The 24,089-nt window shown below is 62.7% G+C and carries 27 protein-coding genes; 8 read left to right on the top strand and 19 right to left on the bottom strand.

Annotation, left to right across the window (positions count from 1 at the left end; translation table 11 throughout):
• The 10 genes from KH208_RS01700 to KH208_RS01655 all read right to left on the bottom strand — a co-directional run.
• The coding region (locus KH208_RS01700; RefSeq protein WP_291433258.1) for a beta-ketoacyl synthase N-terminal-like domain-containing protein at positions 1-436 on the bottom strand (436 nt) is incomplete at its 3' end.
• A 202-nt stretch (positions 437-638) separates the two neighbouring features.
• Positions 639-872, bottom strand: coding sequence for an acyl carrier protein (locus tag KH208_RS01695; protein WP_165067166.1), 234 nt, complete (start codon positions 870-872; stop codon positions 639-641).
• Between the two features lie 90 nt (positions 873-962).
• The gene (gene fabG / locus KH208_RS01690; protein WP_291433253.1) at positions 963-1,733 is read right to left on the bottom strand and encodes a 3-oxoacyl-[acyl-carrier-protein] reductase; all 771 of its coding nucleotides are present in this window, start codon (positions 1,731-1,733) and stop codon (positions 963-965) included.
• Positions 1,734-1,956: 223 nt separating this feature from the next.
• Positions 1,957-2,943: a beta-ketoacyl-ACP synthase III gene (locus KH208_RS01685; RefSeq protein WP_291433251.1), complete on the bottom strand. Its 987-nt coding sequence runs from the start codon at positions 2,941-2,943 to the stop codon at positions 1,957-1,959.
• A 14-nt stretch (positions 2,944-2,957) separates the two neighbouring features.
• Positions 2,958-3,992: a phosphate acyltransferase PlsX gene (gene plsX / locus KH208_RS01680; protein WP_291433250.1), complete on the bottom strand. Its 1,035-nt coding sequence runs from the start codon at positions 3,990-3,992 to the stop codon at positions 2,958-2,960.
• The gene (rpmF, locus tag KH208_RS01675; protein WP_062251713.1) at positions 3,992-4,174 is read right to left on the bottom strand and encodes a 50S ribosomal protein L32; all 183 of its coding nucleotides are present in this window, start codon (positions 4,172-4,174) and stop codon (positions 3,992-3,994) included. Before rpmF ends, plsX begins: the two co-directional genes overlap by 1 nt.
• A gap of 106 nt (positions 4,175-4,280) precedes the next feature.
• On the bottom strand, positions 4,281-4,853 hold the full coding sequence (locus KH208_RS01670) for a DUF177 domain-containing protein (RefSeq protein ID WP_291433249.1): 573 nt from the start codon (positions 4,851-4,853) through the stop codon (positions 4,281-4,283).
• 72 nt (positions 4,854-4,925) lie between these two features.
• The gene (locus tag KH208_RS01665) at positions 4,926-5,558 is read right to left on the bottom strand and encodes a LysE family translocator (protein WP_291433247.1); all 633 of its coding nucleotides are present in this window, start codon (positions 5,556-5,558) and stop codon (positions 4,926-4,928) included.
• Entirely contained in the window at positions 5,552-5,872 is a 321-nt protein-coding gene (locus KH208_RS01660; RefSeq protein WP_008684715.1) for a GIY-YIG nuclease family protein, read from the bottom strand. Before KH208_RS01660 ends, KH208_RS01665 begins: the two co-directional genes overlap by 7 nt.
• A gap of 210 nt (positions 5,873-6,082) precedes the next feature.
• Positions 6,083-6,607 carry a hypothetical protein gene (locus tag KH208_RS01655; protein WP_291433244.1) on the bottom strand — a complete coding sequence of 175 codons (525 nt, stop codon included), beginning with the start codon at positions 6,605-6,607 and terminating at the stop codon, positions 6,083-6,085.
• Between the two features lie 191 nt (positions 6,608-6,798).
• Here KH208_RS01655 and KH208_RS01650 point away from each other — a divergent pair, with 191 nt between their 5' ends.
• From KH208_RS01650 to KH208_RS01625, 6 genes are all read left to right on the top strand, one after another.
• Entirely contained in the window at positions 6,799-7,482 is a 684-nt protein-coding gene (locus KH208_RS01650; RefSeq protein ID WP_062251717.1) for a tetratricopeptide repeat protein, read from the top strand.
• Positions 7,483-7,539: 57 nt separating this feature from the next.
• A complete protein-coding gene (locus KH208_RS01645; RefSeq protein WP_291433242.1) occupies positions 7,540-8,925 on the top strand; it encodes a sigma 54-interacting transcriptional regulator in 1,386 nt (461 codons plus the stop codon).
• 399 nt (positions 8,926-9,324) lie between these two features.
• Positions 9,325-10,803, top strand: a complete 1,479-nt coding sequence (locus tag KH208_RS01640; RefSeq protein ID WP_291433241.1) for a DASS family sodium-coupled anion symporter — start codon at positions 9,325-9,327, stop codon at positions 10,801-10,803.
• Positions 10,804-10,858: 55 nt separating this feature from the next.
• Positions 10,859-12,253, top strand: a complete 1,395-nt coding sequence (locus KH208_RS01635; protein WP_291433240.1) for an aldehyde dehydrogenase family protein — start codon at positions 10,859-10,861, stop codon at positions 12,251-12,253.
• Between the two features lie 42 nt (positions 12,254-12,295).
• Complete coding sequence (locus KH208_RS01630; protein WP_062251721.1) at positions 12,296-13,417, top strand: succinate--CoA ligase subunit beta; 1,122 nt, start codon at positions 12,296-12,298, stop codon at positions 13,415-13,417.
• Positions 13,417-14,307 (top strand): CoA-binding protein, encoded by an 891-nt coding sequence (locus KH208_RS01625; RefSeq protein WP_008684703.1) that lies wholly within the window; start codon positions 13,417-13,419, stop codon positions 14,305-14,307. Before KH208_RS01630 ends, KH208_RS01625 begins: the two co-directional genes overlap by 1 nt.
• Before the next feature lie 344 nt (positions 14,308-14,651).
• On the opposite strand, the gene recJ is transcribed toward KH208_RS01625, so the two are convergent.
• The 7 genes from recJ to KH208_RS01590 all read right to left on the bottom strand — a co-directional run bounded on the left by recJ (position 14,652) and on the right by KH208_RS01590 (position 20,245).
• Positions 14,652-16,376, bottom strand: coding sequence for a single-stranded-DNA-specific exonuclease RecJ (gene recJ / locus KH208_RS01620; RefSeq protein WP_291433239.1), 1,725 nt, complete (start codon positions 16,374-16,376; stop codon positions 14,652-14,654).
• On the bottom strand, positions 16,373-17,272 hold the full coding sequence (locus tag KH208_RS01615; RefSeq protein ID WP_083521945.1) for a tetratricopeptide repeat protein: 900 nt from the start codon (positions 17,270-17,272) through the stop codon (positions 16,373-16,375). The genes recJ and KH208_RS01615 overlap by 4 nt, the downstream gene beginning before the upstream one ends.
• Before the next feature lie 113 nt (positions 17,273-17,385).
• Positions 17,386-18,084 (bottom strand): orotidine-5'-phosphate decarboxylase, encoded by a 699-nt coding sequence (gene pyrF, locus KH208_RS01610; RefSeq protein WP_291433238.1) that lies wholly within the window; start codon positions 18,082-18,084, stop codon positions 17,386-17,388.
• 34 nt (positions 18,085-18,118) lie between these two features.
• Complete coding sequence (gene gmk, locus KH208_RS01605; protein ID WP_062251725.1) at positions 18,119-18,727, bottom strand: guanylate kinase; 609 nt, start codon at positions 18,725-18,727, stop codon at positions 18,119-18,121.
• Positions 18,727-18,981: a DUF370 domain-containing protein gene (locus KH208_RS01600; RefSeq protein ID WP_008684688.1), complete on the bottom strand. Its 255-nt coding sequence runs from the start codon at positions 18,979-18,981 to the stop codon at positions 18,727-18,729. The genes gmk and KH208_RS01600 overlap by 1 nt, the downstream gene beginning before the upstream one ends.
• 4 nt (positions 18,982-18,985) lie before the next feature.
• The gene (locus tag KH208_RS01595; RefSeq protein ID WP_062251726.1) at positions 18,986-19,867 is read right to left on the bottom strand and encodes a YicC/YloC family endoribonuclease; all 882 of its coding nucleotides are present in this window, start codon (positions 19,865-19,867) and stop codon (positions 18,986-18,988) included.
• Between the two features lie 123 nt (positions 19,868-19,990).
• Positions 19,991-20,245 (bottom strand): zinc ribbon domain-containing protein, encoded by a 255-nt coding sequence (locus tag KH208_RS01590; protein WP_062251727.1) that lies wholly within the window; start codon positions 20,243-20,245, stop codon positions 19,991-19,993.
• 202 nt (positions 20,246-20,447) lie between these two features.
• On the opposite strand from KH208_RS01590, the gene KH208_RS01585 reads away from it, so the two are divergent.
• Positions 20,448-21,029 carry a DJ-1/PfpI family protein gene (locus tag KH208_RS01585; RefSeq protein ID WP_008684680.1) on the top strand — a complete coding sequence of 194 codons (582 nt, stop codon included), beginning with the start codon at positions 20,448-20,450 and terminating at the stop codon, positions 21,027-21,029.
• Positions 21,030-21,167: 138 nt separating this feature from the next.
• On the opposite strand, the gene KH208_RS01580 is transcribed toward KH208_RS01585, so the two are convergent.
• Positions 21,168-22,583 (bottom strand): MiaB/RimO family radical SAM methylthiotransferase, encoded by a 1,416-nt coding sequence (locus tag KH208_RS01580; protein ID WP_062251728.1) that lies wholly within the window; start codon positions 22,581-22,583, stop codon positions 21,168-21,170.
• Here KH208_RS01580 and KH208_RS01575 point away from each other — a divergent pair.
• On the top strand, positions 22,561-23,526 hold the full coding sequence (locus tag KH208_RS01575) for a M15 family metallopeptidase (protein ID WP_291433231.1): 966 nt from the start codon (positions 22,561-22,563) through the stop codon (positions 23,524-23,526). The two genes, KH208_RS01580 and KH208_RS01575, sit on opposite strands and share 23 nt — an antisense overlap.
• A 16-nt stretch (positions 23,527-23,542) precedes the next feature.
• Here the strand turns inward: KH208_RS01575 and KH208_RS01570 are convergent, their stop codons facing one another.
• Positions 23,543-24,052, bottom strand: coding sequence for a hypothetical protein (locus KH208_RS01570; protein ID WP_291433229.1), 510 nt, complete (start codon positions 24,050-24,052; stop codon positions 23,543-23,545).
• Between the last annotated feature and the right edge of the window lie 37 nt (positions 24,053-24,089).

Raw genomic sequence — 24,089 nt, 5'->3', positions numbered from 1 at the left:
GCCCAGGCCCCATGTTGGAAATCAGCATGGGAATCATAAAGGGCGAAATTTTGTTGGGCCCGGCTTCCAGCAGCTTGGTGTGGTACGTCTCCAGGGTATGCAGGCCCCCGAGGCCGACGCCGAGGATCACGGCCACATCGTAAGCATTGGCCTCGGTGACTTCAAAGCCGGCGTCCTGCAACAGCATCTTGGCCGAGGCCACGGCAAACTGGGTGAAGCGGTCCATGCGCCGCACCTGTTTGGGAGGCATATAATTCTCGGGCACGAAGTCCTTCACTTCGCCGGCGATGCGTGAATCGTAGGCCGAAGCGTCAAACAGCGTGATGGGCGCAATGCCCGACTCGCCGGCAAGCAGGCGTTTCCAGGTGGTTTCAATGTCGTTGGCGAGAGGCGTAACGCCGGCTACGCCGGTGATCACTACGCGGGGACGGGTCATGCGGACTCCTTTTGGGCGGGGGGCCGATTCCCCCCGCTCTGCGGATGACTACCGGCCGGGGCATGTGCCGTTGCGCAACGGCGCGAAACCGCGCCCGCGCCTGTCGCGCATCCGCCGGAAACGCTAGGCCGCCGGATGCGGAACGGACACGCCCCGTTCCGGCTGCGGCCCTTCATGACAAAGGAACCGCCGCCGGGCCGTACTATTTTTTGTTTTCAATATAGGAAATGGCGTCCTGGACCTTGAGAATTTTCTGGGCGTCGTCATCGGCTATTTCGATGTCGAACTCTTCTTCCATGGCCATGATCAGTTCGGTCAGGTCCAGGGAGTCAGCGCCGAGGTCTTCCACAAAGGAGGCTTCGGGCTTCACTTCATCGGCGTTTACGCCCAGTTGGTCCACAATGATCTTTGTTACTTTTTCCGCGACATCAGACATGGTATCCTCCAGGTAATATTGACTCTTATCGTATGCCCCGGTGGCGCGCTGGCGCTCCGGGCGCGTTGCCGCAGGGTTGGGCGCGCCGTCTCAGCAGTACATGCCGCCGTTGACGGCCAGCACCTGTCCGGTGATATAGCCGGCTTTGTCCGAAGCCAGAAAAGCCACGGCCTCGGCCACATCCTGGGCCACGCCCATGCGCTTCAGGGGAATGGATTCCACATAGCTTGCGCGCACGTCGTCGTTCAGGGCCGCCGTCATATCGGTTTCAATAAAGCCCGGAGCCACGGCATTGACCGTGATCCGGCGGGAAGCCAGCTCCTTGGCGCAGGATTTGGTGAGGCCCAGCAGACCGGCCTTGGCCGCGGCATAATTGATCTGCCCGGCGTTGCCCATCTGGCCCACCACCGAAGAAATATTGATGATCCGCCCTTTGCGGTTTCTGCTCATGATCTTGGCGGCCTCACGGGTGCAGACAAAGGCTCCGCGCAGGTTGACGGCCAGGACTTTGTCGAAATCCTCGTCCTTCATGCGCACCAGAAAGCCGTCCTTGGTGATACCGGCATTGTTGACCAGCGCGGCCAGATTGACCTTGTCCTTGATTTCCGTAGCGAAAAAATCCGCCACGGCCGCGCTGTCGCCCACATTGAGGGCGAAGGCCCGGGCCTGGCCGCCGGCCGCCGTGATTTCGGCCACGGTCTGTTCCGCCTCTTCGGGGCGGCTCACATAGGTGAGAAAAACCTGAAAGCCGTCGCGGGCAAGGGTCCGGGCAATGGCCCGGCCGATGCCGCGCGAACCGCCGGTCACCAGGGCCGTGGGGAGCGTCTCTGCGGCGGAAGGCGTGGACTGCGCTGTGCTCATGCTGGTTCTGCCTTTGCTGTGGGAACGTGGAATGCTGTTTATAGCCCAGACACGGGGGAATTTCAATGCGCGCGTGCGCCGGTCAGTCACTTGGCCCGGCACGGGAAGCCCTAATTATAAGAAATTTTGTCCTTTACCGGGAAGACAAATCCGGGCGGTACGACTTTCGCACGGGATGAGCCTGACGCGGGCAAAGGGCAGAAAGACCACCAACCGCGCTTCCTTAAAAACGCAACAGGGCCGCCCCCCAGGTGAGCCCCGCGCCGAAAGCCGTCATCAGCACGCGGCTGCCCGGCGCTATGCGTCCGGCGGCACGGGCTTCAGCCAGCGCCAGCGGAATGGAGGCCGACGAGGTATTGCCGTACCTCTCCACATTGGTGAACACGCGGTCCTCGGCAATGCTCAGGCGGCTGCCCACGGCTTCAATGATACGCATATTGGCCTGATGCGGCACAAAAAGGTCCACATCCTCAATGGAAAGACCGTTGCGGGCGAGAATCTGCTCACAGATGCGCACCATCTGGCGCACGGCGTGTTTGTAAGTCTCACGGCCCTGCATGGTGATGAAAAAGTTCTCGTCGGTGGGCTGGCCCAGGCCGTAGCGGCAGGCCGTGCCCCCGCCCACGGTGATCAGGTCTCGCTGGTTGCCGTCGCTCTGACAGATGACGTCCTCCACACCGGCCAGGGCCTTGTCCGCCGAGGCCGTCAGCACGCAGGCCGTGGCCGCGTCGCCGAACAGCACGCAGGTGGAGCGGTCGCTCCAGTTGACGCGGCGGGTCAGGGCTTCGGTGCAGACGAAAAGGATGCGCGCCTCCGGGGCCTGGCAGAGCATGGCCCGGCAGATGGAAAGACCGTACAGAAAGCCCGAGCAGGCGGCGCTGAAATCAAAGGCCATGACCGGCCCCGCGCCCAGTTTCCCGGCCAGAATGCAGGCCACGGAAGGGGAAAGCAGGTCCGGCGTGCAGGTGGCCGCGACGATGTGGGTCAGGTCGCCCGCGTTGATGCCCGCATTTTCCAGGGCGCGGCGGGCGGCGACCAGGCCGAGATCCGAGGCGTTGTCCGTATCCGCCAGCTTGCGGCGCTGTTTGATGCCGGTGCGCGCCACGATCCATTCGTCGTTGGTGTCCACCAGTTTTGCCAGATCGTCATTGGTTAGCACCGTGTCCGGCGCGTAGGCGCTCAGCGCGTGCAGATGGCAGGTTGCAGTCATGGCGTGTCCGTCAGTTAGATGGCGCGGGAGAAACGGGTCAGCTCTTCGTTGGCCAGGATGGTTTCGGCAAGGCGGTCATTGGTGCCCTTGCGCACGAACGTGCCGCTCATCTTGATGGCGTTGCTCATGGCACGGGCGCTGGAACGGCCATGGCAGACAATGGCCAGACCATGCAGGCCGAGCAGCGGCGCGCCGCCGTATTCGGCATAGTCGATGGTGCGGGCGAAGTGCTTGAACGCGCCCTTGGCCAGCATGCCGCCCAGAGCGGGCAGAAGGCCCGAGGTAAAGACGCGTTTGAGCATGCGGATCAGGGAGGCGGCCAGGCCTTCGCTCATCTTGACCACCACATTGCCCACAAAGCCGTCGCAGATGACCACATCAATATCGCCGGTGAAAATATCGCGGCCCTCGGCATTGCCGATGAAGTTGATGTTCTGGGCCATCTTCAGCAGTTCATAGGCCTCCTTGACCTGGCAGTTGCCCTTGCCTTCCTCCTCGCCGATGCTCAGCAGGCTCACGCGCGGCGCGGCATAGCTGAGCAGGTCGCGGGCAAAGGCGTCGCCCATGAGCCCGAACTGGAAGAGGTGGTACGGGCGGCAGTCCACATTGGCTCCGGCGTCCAGCACCACCACGGGATTTTTTTCCGTGGGCAGCAAGGCGGCCAGGGCCGGACGCTCCACGCCGGGCAGGCGGCCCATGATGAACATGCCGCAGGCCACCGTGGCCCCGGAGTGCCCGGCGCTGACCACGCCGTCGGCCGCGCCTTCCTTGACCAGGCGGCAGGCCACCTGGATGGAGGCGTTTTTCTTGCGGCGCAGGATGTCCGAGGGCTTTTCGTTCATGTGCACCACATCATCGGCCTGGACAATATCGAAATGCACGTTGGCGAGGTCGATCTTTGCCAGCTCGGCCTCCAGCTTGGGGGTGTCGCCCACAAGCAGCACGTGCAGATCGTGGAGACGGGCGGCCTCAATGGCGCCCGGCACCACCACGGAGGGGCCGAAGTCCCCACCCATGGCGTCCACGGCGATGATGGGGCGCTCGTTCATTATTCGGCTTCGGTTTTGGCGATCACCTGGCGGCCCTTGTACGCGCCGCAATTGGGGCAGACGCTGTGGGGCACGGTGGGTTCGCCGCAGGAGCAGTAGATGACGGCGGGAGTGGCCACGCGGTCATGGGAACGGCGCATGCCCTTGCGGGAACGGGATTTCTTATTCTGCTGAACAGCCATGGTATTCTCCTTTTCCGGCAGGCCGGAATGCTTGAACGAAATAACGCGGTTAAGGATAATACCCAACCGCAAGACAAAACGACATAGCCGAATTTTTTGCAAATGTCTAGGTTTTATGCAGGGTGAGGCCGCGCAAAACCGCCAGCCGGGGATCGCCTTCATCCGGGATGCAGCCGCAGGTTCCGTTGTTCAGGTTGGTCCCGCACTGGGGGCAGAGCCCCTTGCAATCCGTCTTGCAGAGCGGATTGACCGGCAGAGCCAGCACGAACTCCTCCCAGCAGACAGCGGCCAGATCCAGCATGGGCATGGTGCGCTCATAGACGATGCGGCTTTCCGTTGCCTCGGCGTCAGCCGCGCCGTTGCCGCCGCTCGCATTCAGGACGGCATCAATATCGTCCTCGCCCGGCAGTTCTTCGAAATCTTCAAAGTCGGTCCGGATGTCGGCCACGGTATCTTCAGCGCAACGGTTGCAGGGCAGCACGACCTGACCGCGCAGTTCGCCGCGCACCAGGCAGCCGCCCTCGGTGGGCAGCACGCTGATATGCGCGTTGAGGGGCTCGCTTATCCGGCAGTCCATGCCGAATTCCCGCATAGGCGTCTGCCAGATGGCCGGGTCGTCCAGGTCGAATTCCTTGCCGTCCGGCGGCAGGTCATTGATGGATATACGATATTTCTGCATGATAACCTCGAAAGGGGGTGTTCATACCCGCCGCGTCCGGCCCTGTCAAGGGAGGGCGGGAGGATCGGGCGTTCAGGGCCCGGTGAAGAGGAGGACCACGGCGAGCCCGGCGAAAACCAGCCCGGCGGCCCTGTGGACCAGAATCTGGCCGCGCTGGGAGCGATTGAACCAGAGGGCCAGGCGGCCGCCCAATACGGCCACGGAGAAAAAGACCAGAACGGTAGCCAGCATGAACAATGTGCCCAGCGTCAGCACCTGCACGACCACCCCGCCCAGTGCCGGATTGCAGAACTGGGGCAGAAAAGCCAGGAAAAAGAGGGTGACCTTGGGATTGGTCACATTCATCACGATGCCGCGCCGATACAGGGCGGCATAACCGGGAAAGGCGGCCCCTCCGCCCGGGGTATGGGCCAGCAAGGCCCCTGCCCGGAAGGACATCCAGGCCAGATACAGCAGATAGGCCGCGCCCGCGCATTTCAGAATGGTGAAGGCCAGGGGCGAGGTCTGAAAGATGGCCGCCACGCCCAAGGCCACTGCCGTGGTATGCACGCACAGGCCGGTCACCAGGCCCAGAGTGGTTACCAGACCCGCGCGCACGCCGTAAACGGCGGACTGGGTGAGCACGAAAATATTGTCCGGGCCGGGCGCGATGCCCAGCAGAAGGGAGGCTGCGAAAAAGGTCAGCAAAACCTCGGGGCTCAACACGGCGCAACGACTCCCTGTTGCAGAAAAAGGATTTTTTCAGCGCGGGGCCGGGCCTTGACCGCGCATTCCAACCGCAAGGCCGCGCTCTTGTGGGCACAGACGCGGCTCGCCAGCAGGCGCACGGGCCGTCGTCCGCTGGTGTAGCGTGCCCCGCCGGGCGCAAGCCCGTTGTGTTGGGCCAGCCGCCGCGCGAGATCCGTGGTGACGCCGCAGTACAGGGTGCCGTCGGCGCATTCCAGCAGATAGACGTGCCAGTGGGTCGCGGCCCCGCCGGTGCGGGCGGGACGCGCCGAAACGCGTATGTCTTGTGTCATGCGGATCCGGACATAGGCCGGGAAAACCGGCGCGCTTGTTTATGCCAGAGTATTTCAACATTCAAATACGCTGGGGACTGTTTCCATTAGGATTTTCGTTCTCTGCCAGGGAAGACGAATCCCGAGAGGCGGGAGTATATGCAAACCCGACCTTCGCACGGGACGATCCTGACGCAGGCAGAGGGCGAAAGGACAATTTAGAAACAGGCCCTAGTCAAAGCCTCCGGCAAGCCAGGCGGTCAGCAGAAAACAGACCAGCCAGTTGCCGATGCGCCAGGGCCAGGGGTTGGGTTCGCGGCCCTGCATCAGCAGGCGCATGTCGCGCATGCTGCCCGCCACGCTGCCCACAATGTGAAAAAACACAAAACCGATGCCCGCCAGCAGGCCGAACTGGGCCAGACAGACCAGAAAAAGGGCAAACGTGATGCAGGGCGCGAGGCAGGCGTTCTGCTCCATGCGTCCGCTGGTCCAGATATGGCCGAAGCGCAGGCCGCCGGGGCCGAAGCCGCGCCGGAATTCCGCGCCGCCGAAACCGCGCCCGCTGTGTCGGTCCTGATCGCCGAATGCGCCGGCATGGCCGTTGCGGCGGTCATGTTCCTGTCCCGGCTCCAGTACTTCGGCGTCCAGAATCCGGCGCTGCTCATTGTTTCCGGAAGTCCCGGACGCGCCGGAAATTCGCTCCGGCAGGTTGGCGCCGTTGTGCTGTTCATGCGGATTGCTGGGGGAAGGGGTCATGCCTCTCCTCCTGGGCGGTACGGGCGGCAGGGCGCCTGGCCGCTGAAAAATGAAAAAACGTCGTTCATGTTCCGGTTGTGCCTTGTGCTGGGGCCAGCGTCAAGTGCGGCTTGCCTTTGGCAGGGCTCGGCTGTATCGTCATTCCCCATAAAAACCGGCCCGCCGGGGCTGGAAGCGTGAAGGAGAAAATCATGAAAAAATATTGTCTGGCGGCCCTGCTGGCCGCTGTATTGAGTTTCGCCTGCGGCGCGACGAGCCTGGTCCAGGCCGCGCCCGCCGCCACTTCAGCGGCAACGGACAAAATTCTGCAGGAGGCTTGGACGGCCTACAATATCGGTGAGTACAAAAAGACCCTGCGTCTGATTCAGCCCTTGGCCGGGGACGGCAATCCCCGTGCCCAGGTGATGCTGGGCCGCTGCTACGAAAACGGCCTGGGCGTGCCGCAGGACCTGGCCGTGGCCGCCCAATGGTACCAGCTGGCCGCCGAGCAGAACTACAGCGAAGCCCAGGTGCTGCTGGCCTATTGTTATGAAGTGGGCGCCGGGGTGCCCAAGGATCCCAGGGCCGTGGTGACCCTGATGACCCGCGCGGCCAATTCGGGCAATGCCGAGGCCCAGTTCAATCTGGCCCTCTATTACAGCCAGGGCATGTATCAGACCGCCAAGGACCAGAAGGAAAGTTTCCGCTGGGCCAAGCTGGCCGCCGACCAGGGGTATGCCCAGGCCGAGCGTTTCGTGGGCGCCTGCTATGAATACGGCATCGGCGTGCCCGCCAACCCGGCGGAAGCCGCGCTCTGGTACAACAGGGCCGCCGCGCAGGGCCTTGCCAAGGACGGAAATGTGTTCAACCGGGTGCGCGAATATCCCATGCCGTAACGCTCTTATGCTTGTATCCGGCCACAAACGTGGCCGGATATTTGCATAACGTGCGCTATGCACAAGCGGAAATTACAGGATATCCTTATCGCGGCGGCCATGCGCAACCTTCCCACGGGCGCGTTCATTTGCGACAGGGAAGGCGTGGTGCGGTTCATCAATGCCGCGTATGCCAAATACCTGGGTTTGCGCCCGGAAGAGGCCATCGGCCGCCATATTACCGAACTGATCCCTACTTCGGGCATCCCGGCGGTGCTGCGTTCGCGCAAGGCCGAGTTGCGTCAGATACGGCGTTTTCCCAACGGCGGCGCGACGCTGATAGTCAATCGCGTGCCGCTCTTTGGCGATGACGGCGAACTGATCGGGGCCTTGAGCATGACCCTGTTCGATACGGCGGACCAGGTCAGGGACCTTCTGGAGCACGTGCGGTGCCTGGACAAAAAGGTCAGTTCCTGCCAGCGGCGGATCAAAAGCGCCCTGTCTTCGCCCTACACGGTTGAATCCATTGTCGGAAAAAGCGAAAGCATCACAGCCTTCAAATCCCTTTTATTGCGTTATGCCCGCACGGACGCGGCAGTGCTCATTCTCGGCGCCACGGGAAGCGGCAAGGAGTTGGCCGCGGGCGCGATCCATGCCGCCAGTTCCCGCACCGAGGGCCCGTTCGTAAGCATCAACTGCGCGGCGATACCCAAGGACCTCTTTGAATCCGAGGTCTTCGGCTACGCGCCGGGCGCGTTTTCGGGCGCGCGCAAGGAAGGGAGCGTCGGCAAGATTGAAGTGGCCCATCAGGGCACGCTTTTTCTCGACGAGGTGGGCGATCTCCCCTTGCAGGCCCAGGCCAAGCTGTTGCGCGTTCTTGAGGAAAAGCGTCTGTTCCGCCTGGGGTCCTCCCAGCCCAGGGATGTGAATTTTCGCCTGGTGGCGGCCACCAATCGCGATTTGAAGGCCATGATCGCGGCGGGAACCTTCCGCGAGGATCTGTATTACCGTATCAATTCCATGAAGCTGCGCCTGCCCGCCTTGCACGAGCGCCGCGAGGACATTCCTCTGCTGGTGCGTTTCTTTCTTGACCATATGGGCGCGGGCGAAACCGCCTGCGCGGAAGAAGCCATGAACGTGCTGATGGAATATCCCTGGCCCGGCAATATCCGCGAACTGCGCAACGCCGTGGGCCATGCCCTGAGCCTCTGCCGCGACGGCCGTATCTTGCCGGGCGATCTGCCGCCCGAACTGCGCAGCCACGCCCTTTCCCTTGTGAATGTCGACAACAAGGGCAGACTGCGCGCCGTCGCTCGGGACAGCGAGGCCCAGGCTCTTCTGCTGACCCTGCGCGAACAGGACTGGAACGTGGCCAAAACCGCCCGCGTCCTGGGCCTTTCGCGCGCGGGAATTTACGTCAAGATGCGCCGTTTCGGCATCCGGCGCAACTACACCGACATGTAACATTCCTCTCTTTCCTGCCCCCGCGCCCCGTCCCGGCTTTTCCCGGCGGCGGGGCGTTGCTGTTTCCCGCACTTCCTCTTCTTCCTTTCCGCATTTTTCCCCGACTGTCCGCGTCAGCCGGTCACACAGTGTGTTTCTTTCTTTATTTGTGATTTTTATACGTTATATGTCTAACTTTTTAGACATGATTTGTACAATAGTCTCAAAAAATAGACATATATACACGATTATGTATAAAAATTATTTATTGAATAATATTATAACAATTTAATTTTACATTATTATTTATCAAAAACGGCATCAAATATGCTTTGGTACATGCATTGCTATAAAAATCACAATTGAAAGGCGTAAGGGCTTGGAGCGTACTGCAGTGCCCCTAACTTTGAGAGGTGAGATATGGCAAGGCTGAACAGCGCATTGGGAGACAATAAAAGGAATGCCGCAATTTTCTTTCTGGCTCTGGCGGTCATGGCGCTGATCATCGCGCTGCCGACGCCGGAGCCGTTTTACAAGGGCACGGAAGCGATTTCCCTCACGGCCGACGGCAAGATCGTCATGGCGGTGCTCTGTTTCGCGGTGATTCTATGGATGACGGAGGCCATTCCCTTTCCGGCCACCTCGCTCTGTCTTCTCGTTTTTCTGCACATTCTGGGTGTGGAGAATTTTAAAAATCTGGTCAAGCTCGGCTTCGGCAACAATGTGCTGCTCTTCCTGATGGGGGCCATGGGCCTGTCCGCCGCCATGACCTCTTCGGGACTGGCGCGCCGCTTCATGCTCTGGATGTTGACCAAAGTGGGCCGGCGTACGGACCATATCGTTCTGGCCTTTATTGCCATAGGCGCGCTGCTTTCCATGTGGGTGACGGATATGGCCGTGGCGGCCATGCTGCTGCCTCTGGGCGTGAGCATCCTAAAGAACAGCGGCTGCAAGCCGCTGGAGAGCAATTTCGGGCGCGCGCTGATGATCGGCATTGTCTACGGCGCGCTGATCGGCGGCACGGCCACGCCCGCGGGCTGCGGGCCTAATGTGATCGCCATGCAGTATGTGCGGGACATCGCTCACCTGGACGTGACCTTTGCCCAGTGGATGATCGTGGGCGTGCCCGGCGCCATGCTCATGGTGCCGTTGGGCTGGTTCTGCCTGATGAAGTTTTTCCCGCCCGAATTCCGTGAAATCCCCACCAGTCTCGACAGTATCCGTAGCGAACTTCAAGAGCTCGGCGGCCTGGGCGGCAAGGAAATCCGCACGCTGGTCGTCTTCTGCACCATGGTTGTCCTGTGGCTGTTCGGTTCATACCTGACGCCGCTGCTCGGCTTCAAGCTGCCGGAAGCCTTTGTGGCCCTGTTGGGCTTTGTGCTGCTGTTTCTGCCCGGCCTCAGGGTCTTCGACAACTGGAAAGAAGCCTCCAGCTCCATTGACTGGGGCGGGTTGGTGCTCATCGCCGGCGGCATTTCGGCGGGCATGCTTCTGGCCAGCACGGGCGCGGCCCGCTGGGTGGCCTGGGGCCTGCTTTCCGATGTGGGCGGCTTCCATCCGGTGCTGCGGGTGCTCGCCGTCATCGCCCTGGTGGAAGGACTCAAGATCTTCTTTTCCAGCAACAGCGTCACCGGAGCCGTGGTCATGCCGCTGATTATTTCCCTGGGCATGGACATCGGCATGAACCCGTGGGTGCTGGCCGGTCCGGCAGGCATCGCCCAGAGTATGGCATTCATTATGGTCACCTCTTCCCCGACCAACGTGATTCCCTATTCCGCAGGCTATTTCAAGATAGCGGAGTATGCCAAATGCGGCGTCGTCATGACCGTCATCGCCATCTTGTGCGTGACCTTCTCGGTGGCCGTATTCGGGAGTTTGGCCGGTATGAACATCTGGTAAGCCCGGCAGTTCCGTGAATTGCCGCCCCAATAAACCTTTTACCCGGGAGGATCGCATGAAGACAGTCGCAGAGCAGATGGAACTGGCCCGCAAGGCCCAGGAAACCGTGGCCGGGTATACGCAGGAACAGATAGACGAGGTCTGCCTGGCCGTCGGCTGGGAAGTGTACCGCGACGACAATATCGCAAAACTGGCCCGCATGGCGGTGGAGGAAACCGGCTACGGCAATGCGGAAAGCAAGATTCTCAAGCACAAGCGCAAGGTCGGCGGCGTCATGCACGACATCAAAGGCGCGGTGAGCGTGGGGCTTATGGAGCGGGACGAAGCCAGCGGCATCTCGAAATACGCCAAGCCCGTGGGCGTGGTCTGCGCCATTCTGCCGGCCACCAACCCCACGGCCACCTGCGGCGGCAAGGCCGTGGGCATCCTCAAGGGGCGCAACGCCGTGATCTTCAAGGCCAGTTCCCGCGCGTTCCAATGCACGGCGGAAACCGTCAGGATGATGCGCGAAGGGCTCAAAAAGGTGGGCGCTCCCGAGGATCTGATCCAGATTCTGGAGGATTCCGGCCGCGACGGCATCGCGGAACTGATGAAAGTCTCGGATCTGGTGGTGGCCACAGGCAGCGGGGCCGTGGTGCGGGCGGCTTATTCCAGCGGTACCCCGGCTTACGGCGTGGGCCAGGGCAACGCTGTGGCCATTGTGGCCGAGGACGCGGATCTTGTGGAAGCCGCCGAAATGATCTGCACCAGCAAGCTCTTTGACTACGCCACGTCCTGCTCCTCCGAAAATGCGGTCATTGCCGTGGCGGACGTCTACGAGCGGTTCATGGAGGAAATGCCGGCCCACGGCTGCCACCTGGTGAGCGGCGCGGACCGGGAAACACTCCGGAACCATATGTGGAAGGTCAATGCCAAGGGCAAGTTGGCCCTCAACCCGGACGTCATCGCCAAGTCCGCCCAGGTCATTGCCGACGGCGCGGGCATCAGTGTCCCCGACGGCACGGACATTCTGCTGGTGGAGGGCCGGGAACCCATTGCCGACGACAAGTTCCACGACGAGAAAATCTCGCCGGTGCTCACCATCTACAAGGCCGCTGACTTCCAGGACGCCTACCGCATTCTCACGGAACTGACCAGCAGGGTGGGACGCGGCCATTCCTGCGGCATCCATACCTGGAGGCGGGATTACATCGACTATCTCGGCACGCACATGAAAACCTCGCGGGTGACCGTGCGCCAGCCCATGAGCGCGGGCAACGGCGGGCATCCCTTCAACCGCATGCCGTCCACGGCCACGCTGGGCTGCGGCACCTGGGGCGGCAACATCACCACGGAAAACGTCCACTGGAAGCAGTTTATCAATGTGACCTGGGTCAATGAGCCGGTATCTCCCTGGGGATTCACGGACGAGGAAATGTGGGGCGAATTCTGGAAGAAGCACGGCAAATAAGCCCGAGCATGCCGGATTGGATTTTCTGAAAAAGGAGCGGTTATGAATCTTTTTGAATACCAAGCCAAGGAAGCCTTCCGGGAATGCGGCATAACCACGCCCAGGGGAGTGCTTGTACGGTCCGTGGAAGAACTGGACGCGGCTTTTGCTGAAACGGGTTTTCCCTGCGTGCTCAAATCCCAGGTGTTACGGGGCGGGCGCGGCAAGGCCGGGCTGATCAGGGTGGCCGGTGATGCGGAAACGGGCAAAAAGGAAGCCGGGGAACTGTTCGCTTCCGGGCACAACGTGCGCATGCTTCTGGTGGAGCAGGCCGTGGATATCGCCCGCGAAATTTACCTGTCCATGACCGTGGACCCGGTCAGTGGCACGGCGCTGCTCATGGGCTGCGCCGAGGGCGGCGTGGATATCGAAAGCCTTGCCGCCACGCAGCCGGAAAAGATCGTCCGCGTGCATGTGGACATGGCCGAGGGGCTCGGCGGTTATCATGTGAACAATCTGATCTACGGCATGGGGCTTTCAGGCGAGGAAGCCAAACAGGTCGGCGCGGCGGCGCGCGGTCTGTACAAGGTTTTTCGCGCCCGTGACGCCCAACTGGCCGAAATCAATCCGCTCTTCATCACCAAGGACGGACAGGCCGTGGCCGGGGACGGCAAATTGATCATCGACGATAATTCCCTGTCCCGGCAGCCGCGTTATCCCCTGAGCCGCGATTATTTCGACTCGGACGTGGAGTTCGAGGCGGCCCAAGAAGGTATCCCCTATCTGCGCTTCGAAGGCGACATTGCGCTGATGTGCGCTGGTTCCGGCCTGACAACCACGGTTTTCGACCTTATCCACGACGCGGGCGGCAGCGTGGCCACTTATGTGGACTTCGGCGGGGCCAACTACACACGGGCCGTGCGGGCCATGGAGCTCTGCCTTGAAACGCCCAGCAAGGTGATTCTGGTGGTCACCTTCGGCACCATCGCGCGGGCCGACGTCATGGCCGAGGGCGTGGTGGAGGCCATCAAAAAGCTGCATCCCAAGGTGCCCGTGGTGCTGCGCATTCGCGGCACCAATGAGGCGGAGGCGTTTGAAACCCTGAAACAGGCCGGTCTCGCCAATCTGTACGATACTGAGGAAGCCGTGCGCAAAGCCGTGGATCTGGCGGCGGGGAGGGCATAATGAGCATTTTCGTCAATAAGGACAGCCGAGTGGCGGTCCAGGGCGTTACGGGCAAGGAAGGTTCGTTCTGGACCAGGCACATGAAGGAAATGGGCACCCAGGTGGTCTTCGGGGTCACGCCGGGCAAGGAAGGGCAGGATGTGGCCGGAGTGCCGGTATACCACAGCGTGCGCCGGGGCATGCGGGAGCATCCCGCCGATGTGGCCATGCTCTTCGTGCCGCCGCGTTTCACCAAGGACGCCATTTTCGAGGCTCTGGACGCGGGCATCCGCAAAATCTGCGCCACGGCCGACGGCATTCCCCTGCACGAAAGCGTGCAGATCCGCAAAGCGGCCCTTTCCTGCGGGGCCATGGTGGTGGGGGGCAATACCACGGGCATTATTTCCGTGGGCGAGGCCCTGCTGGGGATCATCCCCTACTGGATCGACAGCGTGTATAAAAAAGGCCATGTGGGGGTCATGACCCGCAGCGGTTCCCTGACCAATGAAGTGACCGCCGAGATCATCAAGGGCGGCTTCGGGGTCACCACCCTGGTGGGCGTGGGCGGCGACCCGGTGCCCGGCACTCGCTTCGCCGAGCTGTTGCCCATGTACCAGGAAGATCCGGACACGCATGCCCTGGTGGTCATCGGCGAGCTGGGCGGCAGCATGGAAGAGGAGGTGGCCGAGGCCGTGGAAGCCGGGGTGTTCAGCAAACCCCTGGTCGTCTTCATGGGCGGGCGCACCGCGCCCGAGGGCAAGCGCATGGGGCATGCCGGGGCCATTGCCAGCCACGGGCACGGCACAGTGAAGGGTAAAACGGCCGCTCTGCTCAGGGCCGGGGCCGGGGTGGCCGCAAAGCCCGGCGAAGTGGGGCCGTTGCTGCGGGAAATGCTGGGCAGCGCAACGTAAGCAGAGCGGGGCGTCGCGTTATTCCGCATTGAATGTTTTGCGGAAGGCGGCGCGGCCTTTCCGACAGGGATGCAACGCCATCACCGGCGGCGGCTTTATCGCCGGTGATGGCGTTGCAGGCCCCAGCGGGCCGGATGGGAGATTATGTGCTCTTTTTGGAAAAAACATCGCATTTGGAGAATCAGAGGGTAAATGCATCGTGATAAATGTTTCACGGACGCACGGATCTTTAGCGGCTGAAGAGAAGTATTTATATAATAAAGACATTGCTGCGCGGCTGTTGATATGATTCAGCGCCGGGCTTTGCCCGTGTTCAGCTTTCAGTGAGTCATTCCGCCGCCGTGTTACGCGGGCCGCCAGTCCTTGACGCCCAGATCCACGGAGACGATGCCGTTATAGGTATCCAGGCGGGGCGTGTAGGCCAGGCGGATGGTCTGACCCACCAGGGAAGGCGGCAGAGCCTCGGCCATGCGCCAAGCTTTGGCCGACAGGGTGACGCCGCTTTTCTGGTCCTGAACGCGCAGCAGCACATGCTCGCGGCTGTGTCCCAGAAAGGAGCGTTCCTTGACCAGCAGGGGCGGCGAGGCGAATACCGGTTCGGCATTGCCCGGTCCGAAGGGTTGCAGAAGCTCCAGCTCTTTTAAAAAGCACTGTTCACCGGCACGGGCGAAATCCAGCTCGCATTCCAGGGTCAGGGTGGGGCGGAGCGGCTCCGGCCCCAGCGCTTCGGCGGCCACGGCGTCGAAACGCTCGCGGAATTCTTCCAGGCGTTGCGGCTCCAGGCGCACTCCGGCGGCCAAGCGGTGCCCGCCGAAGCCCAGCAGGCAGGGGGCCGTGGCCGCGAGGCCCGAATGCAGGTCGAATTCGCGCACCGAGCGGCCCGAGCCCTTGAGGTTGCCCTGATCCTCACAGAGAATGATGGTGGGGCGGTAAAATTCATCCACAATGCGCGAAGCCACAATCCCCACAATGCCGGGGTGCCAGTCCTGGCCGTAGAGCACAAGGCTTGCGCGCGGTCCGCGCGAAAGCTGCTCCTCGGCCTGGACGCGGGCCGCGGCGTGGATGCGCTCCTCCTCGGCCCGGCGTTCGGTGTTCAGGGCGTCCAGTTGCGCGGCCAGGCGCGCGGCGGCCGCGTAATCCTTTTCGCGCAGCAGCTGCAGGGCCAGCTCCGCCTGTCCCATGCGCCCGGCGGCGTTGATGCGCGGGGCCAGACGAAAAACGACCTGCCCGCTGCTCAGGGAGGCGGCCGCGTCAAAACCGCTGACCACCTTGAGGGCCGCCATGCCGGGGCGTGCGGCTTTGGCCAGTTTGCCCAGGCCGCCGCGTACCAGAATGCGGTTCTCGCCGGTCAGGCGCATGACGTCGGCCAGGGTGCCCAGAGCCACCAGATCCAGGGCCTCGTCCATTTTGTAGCGTTTGCCCGTATGCGGGGCCAGAGCCGCGTTGACGGCGGCCATGAGATAAAAAGCCACGCCCACCCCGGCCAGATGCGGGCAGGGCGAAGCCTCGGCCTCGTCCAGGCGGGGGTTGCAGATGGCCTGGGCCGGGGGCAGTTCCGCCGGGGGCAGGTGGTGGTCGGAAATGACCACGGTCATGCCCAGCTCCCGCGCGCGGCGCACGGCTTCCAGGTCCGAAATACCGCAGTCCACGGTCAGCAGAATGCCGTAGCCTTGCGCGGCCAGGACTTCGATCTCGGGGACGTTCAGGCCGTAACCCTCGCTGCGGCGGTCGGGCAGATGGTGCCCGGCCATGATGCCGTGGGCTTCCAGGACATCCAGGGTCAGGGTGGAGGCCGTGATGCCGTCCACGTCGTAGTCGCCCCAGACAGCCAGCTTTTTGCCGGACAACAGTTCCTGGGCCAGCAGTTCGGCGGCCTGCGGAATCTGGGGCCAGCAGGAGGGCGGCGTGAGCGCATTCAGACGCGCCGACAGAAAATTCTCCATGGCCTCGGCCTCTGTCAGGCCTCGCTTCCAGAGGATTTCCAGCAGGAGCGGCGAAATGGAAAGCTGCTCGGCCCAGCCGGAGGGCGGCGTGCCGGACGGCCCTTCGCGAAACTGCCAGTTTTTCACGAAGCCTGGTCCTGCGCCGGAGCGGCCTGGGCCGCCTGGGCCACGGCGCGCAAAGCCTCACGCACGGCTTCCTGACGCTCTTCCGGCACCAGATTTTTTTGAATCATCCAGGCCAGGAATTTCAGCGAAGGTTCATGCTTGGGAGCGATTTCCAGGGCTTTGAGCAGATTGTCGATGCAGCCGTTGATATCCTTGGTTTCCAGGAGCGCGCGGGCCATGTTCATGTACAGATTTTCGTCGCTCTGCGAGAGTTGCAGGGCGCGCTCGTAATACTCCACGGACTGTTGCAGCATCTTGTTCTTGCGCAGATTAATGCCGAATTCATTGAAAAGATGCTTGTGCTCGGGCTCGAACGCGCCGTCCAGCTTGACCAGGCGCTCGAAAATATCCTGGGCCTTTTCCGCGTCGCCGCGTTCCATATAGGTCAGTCCGATGCCGAAGTTGGCCCGCACATTTTCCTCGTCCACCTTGAGCGCACGGGAATATTCGTATTCGGCGGCGAAATTTTCGCCTTTTTCGCGGTGGTTGTCCCCGTTGTCCACGGAACGCTGCAATTCCTGCATCTTGGGATAGACGGAATTGAGGTAGAACTCCGGTTCCGGCGCGAACTTGCTGATCAGCTCGTCCATGGTGATCTTGCGCTTGGGACCGCTGGGCACGTAGTTGGGGTTGAGCGGCTGGCATTCGATGACGTCGCCGTGCTGCTCAATGAACCAGAAGGTTTTCTGCACGGTTTTGCGGGTGGTGGTGCCTGTGCCCACCCGGCGGATTTCCTGGGTGGAAAACACCCCGCGCACCTCGGCCTTGTTGGTTTCGGCAACGGCAGCTCTGGAGGCGGCGGGCCGGGGGGCGCTGAGCGCCGGGTTTTGAGGGGCGGAGGCTTGTTCTTCGGGCATAATGTTTCCTTACGGATCTGCGCGGTAAATTTTTACATTTTACCGCGAAATCACCTGTGGCGGTGCATCGGCCGCAAGGCCGATGGTGACTGATTTCCATAGAAATCAGTATATTATCCGGCGGCGTCCATTTCCGCCAGGATGCGCCGCGCGGCCTCGGCCGGGGACGGCGCTTCAAGAATGGGCCTGCCGACCACCAGAAAGTCCGCTCCGGCGGCAACGGCCCTGGCCGGGGTCATGACCCGGCGCTGATCGCCGGCGGCGGCCCCGGCCGGGCGGATGCCGGGGCAGAGGCAAAGCAGGCCGGGCGAGGCCGTTTTGATCCGCGCGGCTTCCAGGCCGGAACAGACCACGCCGTCCAGGCCCCAGGCGGCGGCCCCGGCCGCCAGGCTCAAGGCAAAATCCGCCGGGGCGGCGGCAATGCCGGGCATTTCGCCCTCCGCAAAGCTGGTCAGCACCGTGACGCCGAAAAGCAGGGGGCGCGCGGGGCTGTCCGCCGCCAGGCCGTCCACGGCCGCGCGGGCCTCGCGGCACATGCGCTCGCCGCCCTGGCAGTGCAGGGTCAGCAGATCCACGCCCACTGCGGCGGCGGCCTTGACGGCCTGGCCCACAGTATGCGGGATGTCGTAAAATTTCAGATCAAGAAAAACCCGGAAGCCCAGGCTCTTGAGCGATTCCAGCAGGGAAGGCCCGGCCAGGGTGAACAATTCCATGCCCACCTTGCACCAGGGCGCCAGGCCTTGCAGATCACGGGCCAGGGAGAGGGCCGCATCCTTGCGGGGCAGATCCAGAGCGACGATAAGCTGGGCCATTGTCTTCCTTGTCGTGACGGGGCGTTTGCGGGATTCAGCGCGCGAGCATTTCTTCCACCAGCCGGGGATTGCGGGCCGGAGCCATGGTGGCGGCCAGATAGACAGCCCGCAGGGCGTCGTAGGCCGCGTCCAGGTCGTCGTTGACCACCAGGGCGTCGTACCAGCGGGCCTCGAGAATCTCCCGGCGGGCGTTGTTCAGGCGGCGTTCAATAGTGGCCTCGTCGTCCAGGCCGCGTCCGCGCAGGCGGCGTTCCAGTTCCGCCATGCTCGGCGGCAGGATGAAGACAAAGACGGCCTCGTCGAGCGTCAGCTTGAGCTGGGCCGCGCCCTGCACGTCAATGTCGAAAAGTACGTCCTGGCCCTGGCGCAACATGTCCTTCACCGGCTCCAGGGGCGTACCGTAGAAATTGCCGTGCACCTCGGCCCACTCCGCGAAATAGTTCCGCGCCCGGCGGCTTTCAAAATCCTCCCGGCTCAGAAAAAGATAATCCTTGCCGTGCGCTTCCCCCTGGCGCGGCTGACGCGTGGTGCAGGATACCGAGTAGCCGAAATGAGGAAATTCCGCCAGAAGCCGCTTGATCAAGGTGGTTTTGCCCGCCCCGGACGGGGCGCTCAGAACCAGGGCAATGCCTTCACGCCGCATCAGGCCCCTTCCTCCTGCGTAAAACGCTGGCTGATGGTTTCGGGCTGGATGGATGAGAGGATCACATGGTTGGAATCCGTCACCAGAATGGAGCGCGTCTTGCGCCCTTGGGTGGCGTCAATGAGCCGCCCCTCGGCCCGCGCGTCCTCGCGCAGGCGCTTCATGGGCGACGAGGACGGGCTGACGATGCCCACCACCCGTCCGGCCAGCACGTAATTGCCGAAACCTATGTTAATGAGTCTGTCGCCGGGCATGGGATCATTCCAGGTTCTGGACCTGCTCGCGGCATTTTTCCAGTTCGTTTTTGAAATCCACCACCAGGCGGGAAAGTTGCACGTCCGGCAGCTTGTTGCCGCAGGTGTTGATCTCGCGGAAGCATTCCTGCAGGGTGAAATCCAACCTCCGCCCGGCGTCGCCGCCGCTTTGCAGCAGATTGCCCAGGCGTTCCAGATGGGTGTTCAGGCGGGTCAGCTCCTCGCTGACGTCCAGACGGTCGGCCAGAATGACCACTTCCTGAAGCAGGCGGGTTTCCTCCAGCTCCTGTCCGCTCTGGGCCAGAACCTCGCCCAAGCGCTCACGCAGCGTATTGGCCCGCTCCTCCTTGATGGCCGGGGCCCGTTCGGCGATAAGGCCGGTCCATTCCTGCATGCGCAGAATGCGGGAGTGCATGTCTGTGGCCAGGGCCCGGCCTTCGGTGGCGCGGGCTTCGTTCCAGTCCTCCAGGGCCAGGGCCAGACCTTCCTCCAGCAGGGCGACGACGTTTTCATCCAGCTCTTCGCCGGTGTCGCCCCACAGAGAGGAAATCTGCAGCAGGGCGTTGTAGTCGGGCGCGAAGTCCTCGCCGCGCGAGGCGGCCAGGGCGTGCAGGCTCTCCAGCATGGCCGCGGCCTGCAGGCTGTCGAAGCGCGGGCTGGGCGCGGAACCGGCCGCGTATTGCAGGATCAGGCTGATGTCCACCCGGCCGCGCGAGGCAAAGCGCCGGACCACTTTTTCCAGGCGCGGCTCCAGACTGCGCACGGCCACGGGCAAGCGCCACTTGAGGTCCAGGTGGCGGCCATTGACGCTTTTAACCTCCCATTGCTGGGTGAGGTTGGCGTTTTCCACCAGACAGCGTCCGAATCCGGTCATACTGCGAAGCATGGCTTCTCCTGCTGCAAAAGATATTCGGGAAGTGTAGAGCAAGGGCCGGGGGAATGCAAGAAAGGCCCCCGCGTGTGCGAGGGCCTTTGTACGAAGCAATCTCACGGATTGTGGTCAGCTGCCTCAGGAAAAACCGCCGCTGCCGCCGCAGCCGCCCGCTCCGGCGGACGCGCCGCAGGATGGCATGCCCCCGCCCATGGGGCGCACCGGGCCGGGTTTGAAGGGAAAAGCCCCGGTTTTCAGGGGGCTCGGAACGCTCATTTGGCGCTCGGTGGCATGGGAGCCGCACTTGGGGCAGGCAGGCGACGCGCCGTCTCCGGCGACCAGTTCCTCGAATTTTTCTCCGCAGGCTGTGCAGAGAAAGTCGTACATGGGCATGAGAAGCCTCCAGCAGCAGGAATTTCCGCCCGTGGACCCCCGCGGAGGGGGCTTGCCGACGGGCTTTGCCTGCATATATAAGAATGCGTATCGGCAAGGCAAGGGCGGCATATCCCCCACTGTTGCCGCGAACCCGTCAACCGGGCCCCGGTGGGGCCATGCGGGGCGGCCCCTGCCGGGGCATGCCCAAGGAGTAAAGACAATGAAAAAGATTCTGTTGCTGGCCGGAGATTTTGTGGAAGATTACGAGGTTATGGTGCCCTTTCAGATGCTCCAGATGGTGGGCTATGAAGTGCACGCCGTCTGCCCCGGCAAAAAGCCCGGCGACACGGTGAAGACCGCTATCCATGACTTTGAGGGCGACCAGACCTACACTGAAAAGCGCGGCCACAACTTCGTCATCAACTACGACTTCGACAAGGTCAACACCGCCGACTACGCGGGCCTGGTGGTGCCCGGCGGCCGCGCGCCGGAATACCTGCGCCTGAACCCCAGGCTGCTGGAAATCGTGCGCGAATTCAACGCGGCTGAAAAACCCATCGCGGCGGTCTGCCACGGCCCGCAGATCCTGGTTTCCGCCGGAATTCTGAAAAACTGCACCTGCACTGCGTACCCGGCGGTCAAGCCGGATGTGGTGGATGCCGGAGCCACCTGGGCCGACACCAACGAAACCTTCACCAACGCGGTGGTGGACGGCAATTTGGTCACGGCTCCGGCCTGGCCCGCGCATCCGGCCTGGATCGCGGCCTTCATCAAGTTGCTGGGCGGCAAGATCAGCGTGTAGGCACGCAACGCGTATTGTCATGAAAAGGGGACCACACGGTCCCCTTTTCATGATTGTTCTGCTTCTAGTGTCTGATTATAAAAATTTCGAATTAGGTATGCTCTCAAATTTCTCTGACTTACGGCGGCTATGCCGCCCCTAATGTGAAAAATCAGACATCAGTTCCACCAGCAGGCCTTTTTCCGTGGCCCGCACGGGCCGCGCGGCCAGCAGGCCGGAGAGGACCTCGGGACTGACCGTTCCGTTTGCCGGAGCCCGGAAAAAGCAGGGGGCGTAAAACTCGTTGACGCCCTTGCACAGGCCGCTGAGGCCGTCGGTTTCCGGCATTCCGACATCCGCTCCCGCCGTGGCGTGTTTCAGAATGTCGGCGGCCACCAACATGCGCGGCAGGGCGAGCTGGTCGCGCAGAAAGTCCTGGTGGCGACGCGCCACGGCCGCGCGCACCTCGGCCGCGCGTCGGAGTTTGAGGGCCTGGGGCAAATGCCCGGCAAAGGCCTCCGCCGCCGTGCCAGGCCTCCGTGAGTAGGGGAAGACGTGAGCGTAGCTCAAGGGCAGGCGCTGGACCAGTTCCAGCAACAGTCTCAAATCCTCGTCTGTTTCGCCGGGAAAACCCACCAGAATGTCCGCGCCCAGACCCATGCGCGGCCAGTGGGCCGCCAGGGCGGCCACGCCTTCTTCCAGCATGCCCGCCGTGTAGTGGCCGCGCCCCATGCGTTTGAGCACCGCCGGACTGGCGTGCTGGAGCGAGATGTGCAGATGCGGGCAGAGCATGCGGCAGGCCGTCAGGGTTTCCAGGCCGCGCCGGTCCAACTGCGAAGGTTCCAGGGAGCTGATCCGCAAGCGGGCCCGGTCCGCGAATTCCGGGGCCAGATGTCCGTCCAGAAAGCGCAGCAGATCCCAGAAATCCCCGTAATCCGGCACGTCGCGGCCGTACTGGCGCAGATTGACGCCGGAAAGCATGAGTTCGGCGTGCCCGGCGCGCAGCAGACGGCGGGCTTCATCCAGAACCTCTTGCGGGGCGCGGCTGCGCGGCCTGCCGCGTGTGAGCGGCACGATGCAGTAGGTGCAGCGGTGCGCGCAACCGTCCTGCACTTTGAGGACGGGCCGGGCGCGCCGGAAACTGCTGATCCGGAAGGGCGGGAAATTTGCCGGCGCTTCAGCCCGGATGCTCTCCGCTGCCGGAAGGCCGGGCGCGTTCCCCTCCGGCCAGGGGCCGCGCAGCAGGCGGCTCTTGTCCTCTTGCGGCACCAGCAGGTCCGGTTCGGCCCAGGCCGCGCCGGGCCGGGGGCGGAACTCCGTGAACAGGCGGGCCGCGCAGCCGGTAAGGATCAGCCGTGCCGCCGGGGCTTCGCGCCGCAGGCGGAAGACCGCATTGCGCGCGTCGCGCTCGCCTTTGGCGGTGATGGCGCAACTGTTGACGCAGAGCACATCGGCCTCGCCCGGCACGTCGCACTCCTCGCCGCCCAGCTTTTGCCAGGCTTCGCGCAGGGATTGGCTTTCGTACTGATTGACCTTGCAGCCGAAGGTCGCAATGAAAAATTTCCAGGCAGGCATGGCCGCTGATGTACGCAAAAGCGCCCGCCTTGACAAGCGCGGGCGGGCCGGGTCAGGCTGGCGCATGCGCTGTTTCTTCCTTTTTTGTTGCTGTCTGTTCTGCTGCGCGCCGCGCGCCGCCTGGGGCGGGACGCCGGTTCAGGAGGCATCCGCCGAGGATGCGGTCAATCTCTATTGTCTGCGCCTGACCTACCCGGTTGTGCGCGCCTTGGAGCCTGACGGCGACGGCGGGCAATGGCTGGTGCTGGCCGACGGCCGCCGCGTGCTGTACAGCCGGGCGCAGGGTGAGGGCGAGGGCCGGGAATTTCCGGCGGACCCATGGGATGTGGACGTGCGCGCCAGCATGGCCGATCTTTACCCGCTGGAGCCGGAACGCCCGGCCACTCCGGCGGGCGTCGCGCCGGGGCGGCGGCGTTCCTACGCTCTGCTGGCGGCCTTATATGGCTCAGACCCCCGGCAGGTGGGCAAGGGCCTGCGCACGGCGCATGTGCTGGGGCAGCCTGTCCGCCTGGCGGCGGTTGCGGCGGGAGCCCTGCAAAAGGTGGAGCCGCGTCTGGCCGAATCCGTGCGCGAACAACCGGAACTGCGTGCCCTGCTCAAGCCGGACGGCGGCTTTCTGTGGCGGCGTGTGGCCGGGGAACAACGTCTGAGCCCGCATGCCTACGGCGTGGCTCTGGATCTGAGCGCCCGGCGCGCGCCCTACTGGCGCTGGAGCCGCCTGCGGCCGCATCCCATGCAACAGAGCTACCCTGCGGCCATTGTGGCCGCTTTTGAAGCGGAGGGTTTCATTTGGGGCGGCAAATGGCACGAGTATGACCTCATGCATTTTGAATACCGTCCGGAACTGATCTGCAAGGCGCGCATTCTGCGGGGCCTTGAGAAAATGAACGCCGCCGGCTTGGGGACTGGCGGTACCGAGAGAGGAATGGAAAAGCTCCCTTGAAAGAGCGTATCCATTTTTATGATCCGCCCTGTCCTTCCCGGATAGTCAGAAAAGATTGCTGCAAGTTTGCGGTGAAACTTTCGTTGCGCATGAGATAATACTGTTCTTTCTGCGACAATGCGTCATAGTCGACGCCCATTTGATTGAAAGCCTTCTCGAATGTTTTTCTGACCTCTGTAAATTCTTGCCGCGCCGCCGTTATTTCCTCAAGCGTGGGTAATGTTGCTGCCGGAATACCGATGGCATCTTGATTAAGGATAAGCGCCGTCGGGGCGTACTCCGCCATGACAGACGGAATTTGCCAAAATTCCAATGTGTCGGCTTCCGTTCGATCATCGCGCGCTGCTTGGAGTTTGGCCTGTCCAACGGCGTTTTCCGCAGCATTGTTTCCGTTCCCCTCCCTGCTCAGGCGCAGGGCTTCCTCAGAAAATACCGCGCTGTCTCCGGAAGAAGGCTTTATGCGGGCTTGCTGCGCTTGCGTTTGGAATACGGATGCCACAGTGTGTGAAATTCCGGTCAGCTCCATGTCCTTACTCCAGGGGAAAATTTTTCTGCATTAAAAA

Source organism: Desulfovibrio sp., from assembly GCF_018379785.1.
Classification (GTDB): Bacteria; Desulfobacterota; Desulfovibrionia; order Desulfovibrionales; family Desulfovibrionaceae; genus Desulfovibrio.
The sequence above is the reverse complement of the archived record's forward strand: the minus strand, read 5'-3'. Positions and strand labels throughout refer to the sequence as shown.

What these genes read in the sequence shown, in the direction of transcription:
- KH208_RS01695 (WP_165067166.1), bottom strand. Translation starts at nt 872, where the DNA reads ATGTCTGATGTCGCGGAAAAAGTAACAAAGATCATTGTGGACCAACTG.
- fabG (WP_291433253.1), bottom strand. Translation starts at nt 1,733, where the DNA reads ATGAGCACAGCGCAGTCCACGCCTTCCGCCGCAGAGACGCTCCCCACG.
- KH208_RS01685 (WP_291433251.1), bottom strand. Translation starts at nt 2,943, where the DNA reads ATGACTGCAACCTGCCATCTGCACGCGCTGAGCGCCTACGCGCCGGAC.
- plsX (WP_291433250.1), bottom strand. Translation starts at nt 3,992, where the DNA reads ATGAACGAGCGCCCCATCATCGCCGTGGACGCCATGGGTGGGGACTTC.
- rpmF (WP_062251713.1), bottom strand. Translation starts at nt 4,174, where the DNA reads ATGGCTGTTCAGCAGAATAAGAAATCCCGTTCCCGCAAGGGCATGCGC.
- KH208_RS01670 (WP_291433249.1), bottom strand. Translation starts at nt 4,853, where the DNA reads ATGCAGAAATATCGTATATCCATCAATGACCTGCCGCCGGACGGCAAG.
- KH208_RS01660 (WP_008684715.1), bottom strand. Translation starts at nt 5,872, where the DNA reads ATGACACAAGACATACGCGTTTCGGCGCGTCCCGCCCGCACCGGCGGG.
- KH208_RS01655 (WP_291433244.1), bottom strand. Translation starts at nt 6,607, where the DNA reads ATGACCCCTTCCCCCAGCAATCCGCATGAACAGCACAACGGCGCCAAC.
- KH208_RS01650 (WP_062251717.1), top strand. Translation starts at nt 6,799, where the DNA reads ATGAAAAAATATTGTCTGGCGGCCCTGCTGGCCGCTGTATTGAGTTTC.
- KH208_RS01645 (WP_291433242.1), top strand. Translation starts at nt 7,540, where the DNA reads ATGCACAAGCGGAAATTACAGGATATCCTTATCGCGGCGGCCATGCGC.
- KH208_RS01640 (WP_291433241.1), top strand. Translation starts at nt 9,325, where the DNA reads ATGGCAAGGCTGAACAGCGCATTGGGAGACAATAAAAGGAATGCCGCA.
- KH208_RS01635 (WP_291433240.1), top strand. Translation starts at nt 10,859, where the DNA reads ATGAAGACAGTCGCAGAGCAGATGGAACTGGCCCGCAAGGCCCAGGAA.
- KH208_RS01630 (WP_062251721.1), top strand. Translation starts at nt 12,296, where the DNA reads ATGAATCTTTTTGAATACCAAGCCAAGGAAGCCTTCCGGGAATGCGGC.
- KH208_RS01625 (WP_008684703.1), top strand. Translation starts at nt 13,417, where the DNA reads ATGAGCATTTTCGTCAATAAGGACAGCCGAGTGGCGGTCCAGGGCGTT.
- KH208_RS01615 (WP_083521945.1), bottom strand. Translation starts at nt 17,272, where the DNA reads ATGCCCGAAGAACAAGCCTCCGCCCCTCAAAACCCGGCGCTCAGCGCC.
- pyrF (WP_291433238.1), bottom strand. Translation starts at nt 18,084, where the DNA reads ATGGCCCAGCTTATCGTCGCTCTGGATCTGCCCCGCAAGGATGCGGCC.
- gmk (WP_062251725.1), bottom strand. Translation starts at nt 18,727, where the DNA reads ATGCGGCGTGAAGGCATTGCCCTGGTTCTGAGCGCCCCGTCCGGGGCG.
- KH208_RS01600 (WP_008684688.1), bottom strand. Translation starts at nt 18,981, where the DNA reads ATGCCCGGCGACAGACTCATTAACATAGGTTTCGGCAATTACGTGCTG.
- KH208_RS01595 (WP_062251726.1), bottom strand. Translation starts at nt 19,867, where the DNA reads ATGCTTCGCAGTATGACCGGATTCGGACGCTGTCTGGTGGAAAACGCC.
- KH208_RS01590 (WP_062251727.1), bottom strand. Translation starts at nt 20,245, where the DNA reads ATGCCCATGTACGACTTTCTCTGCACAGCCTGCGGAGAAAAATTCGAG.
- KH208_RS01585 (WP_008684680.1), top strand. Translation starts at nt 20,448, where the DNA reads ATGAAAAAGATTCTGTTGCTGGCCGGAGATTTTGTGGAAGATTACGAG.
- KH208_RS01575 (WP_291433231.1), top strand. Translation starts at nt 22,561, where the DNA reads ATGAAAAATTTCCAGGCAGGCATGGCCGCTGATGTACGCAAAAGCGCC.
- KH208_RS01580 (WP_062251728.1), bottom strand. Translation starts at nt 22,583, where the DNA reads ATGCCTGCCTGGAAATTTTTCATTGCGACCTTCGGCTGCAAGGTCAAT.
- KH208_RS01570 (WP_291433229.1), bottom strand. Translation starts at nt 24,052, where the DNA reads ATGGAGCTGACCGGAATTTCACACACTGTGGCATCCGTATTCCAAACG.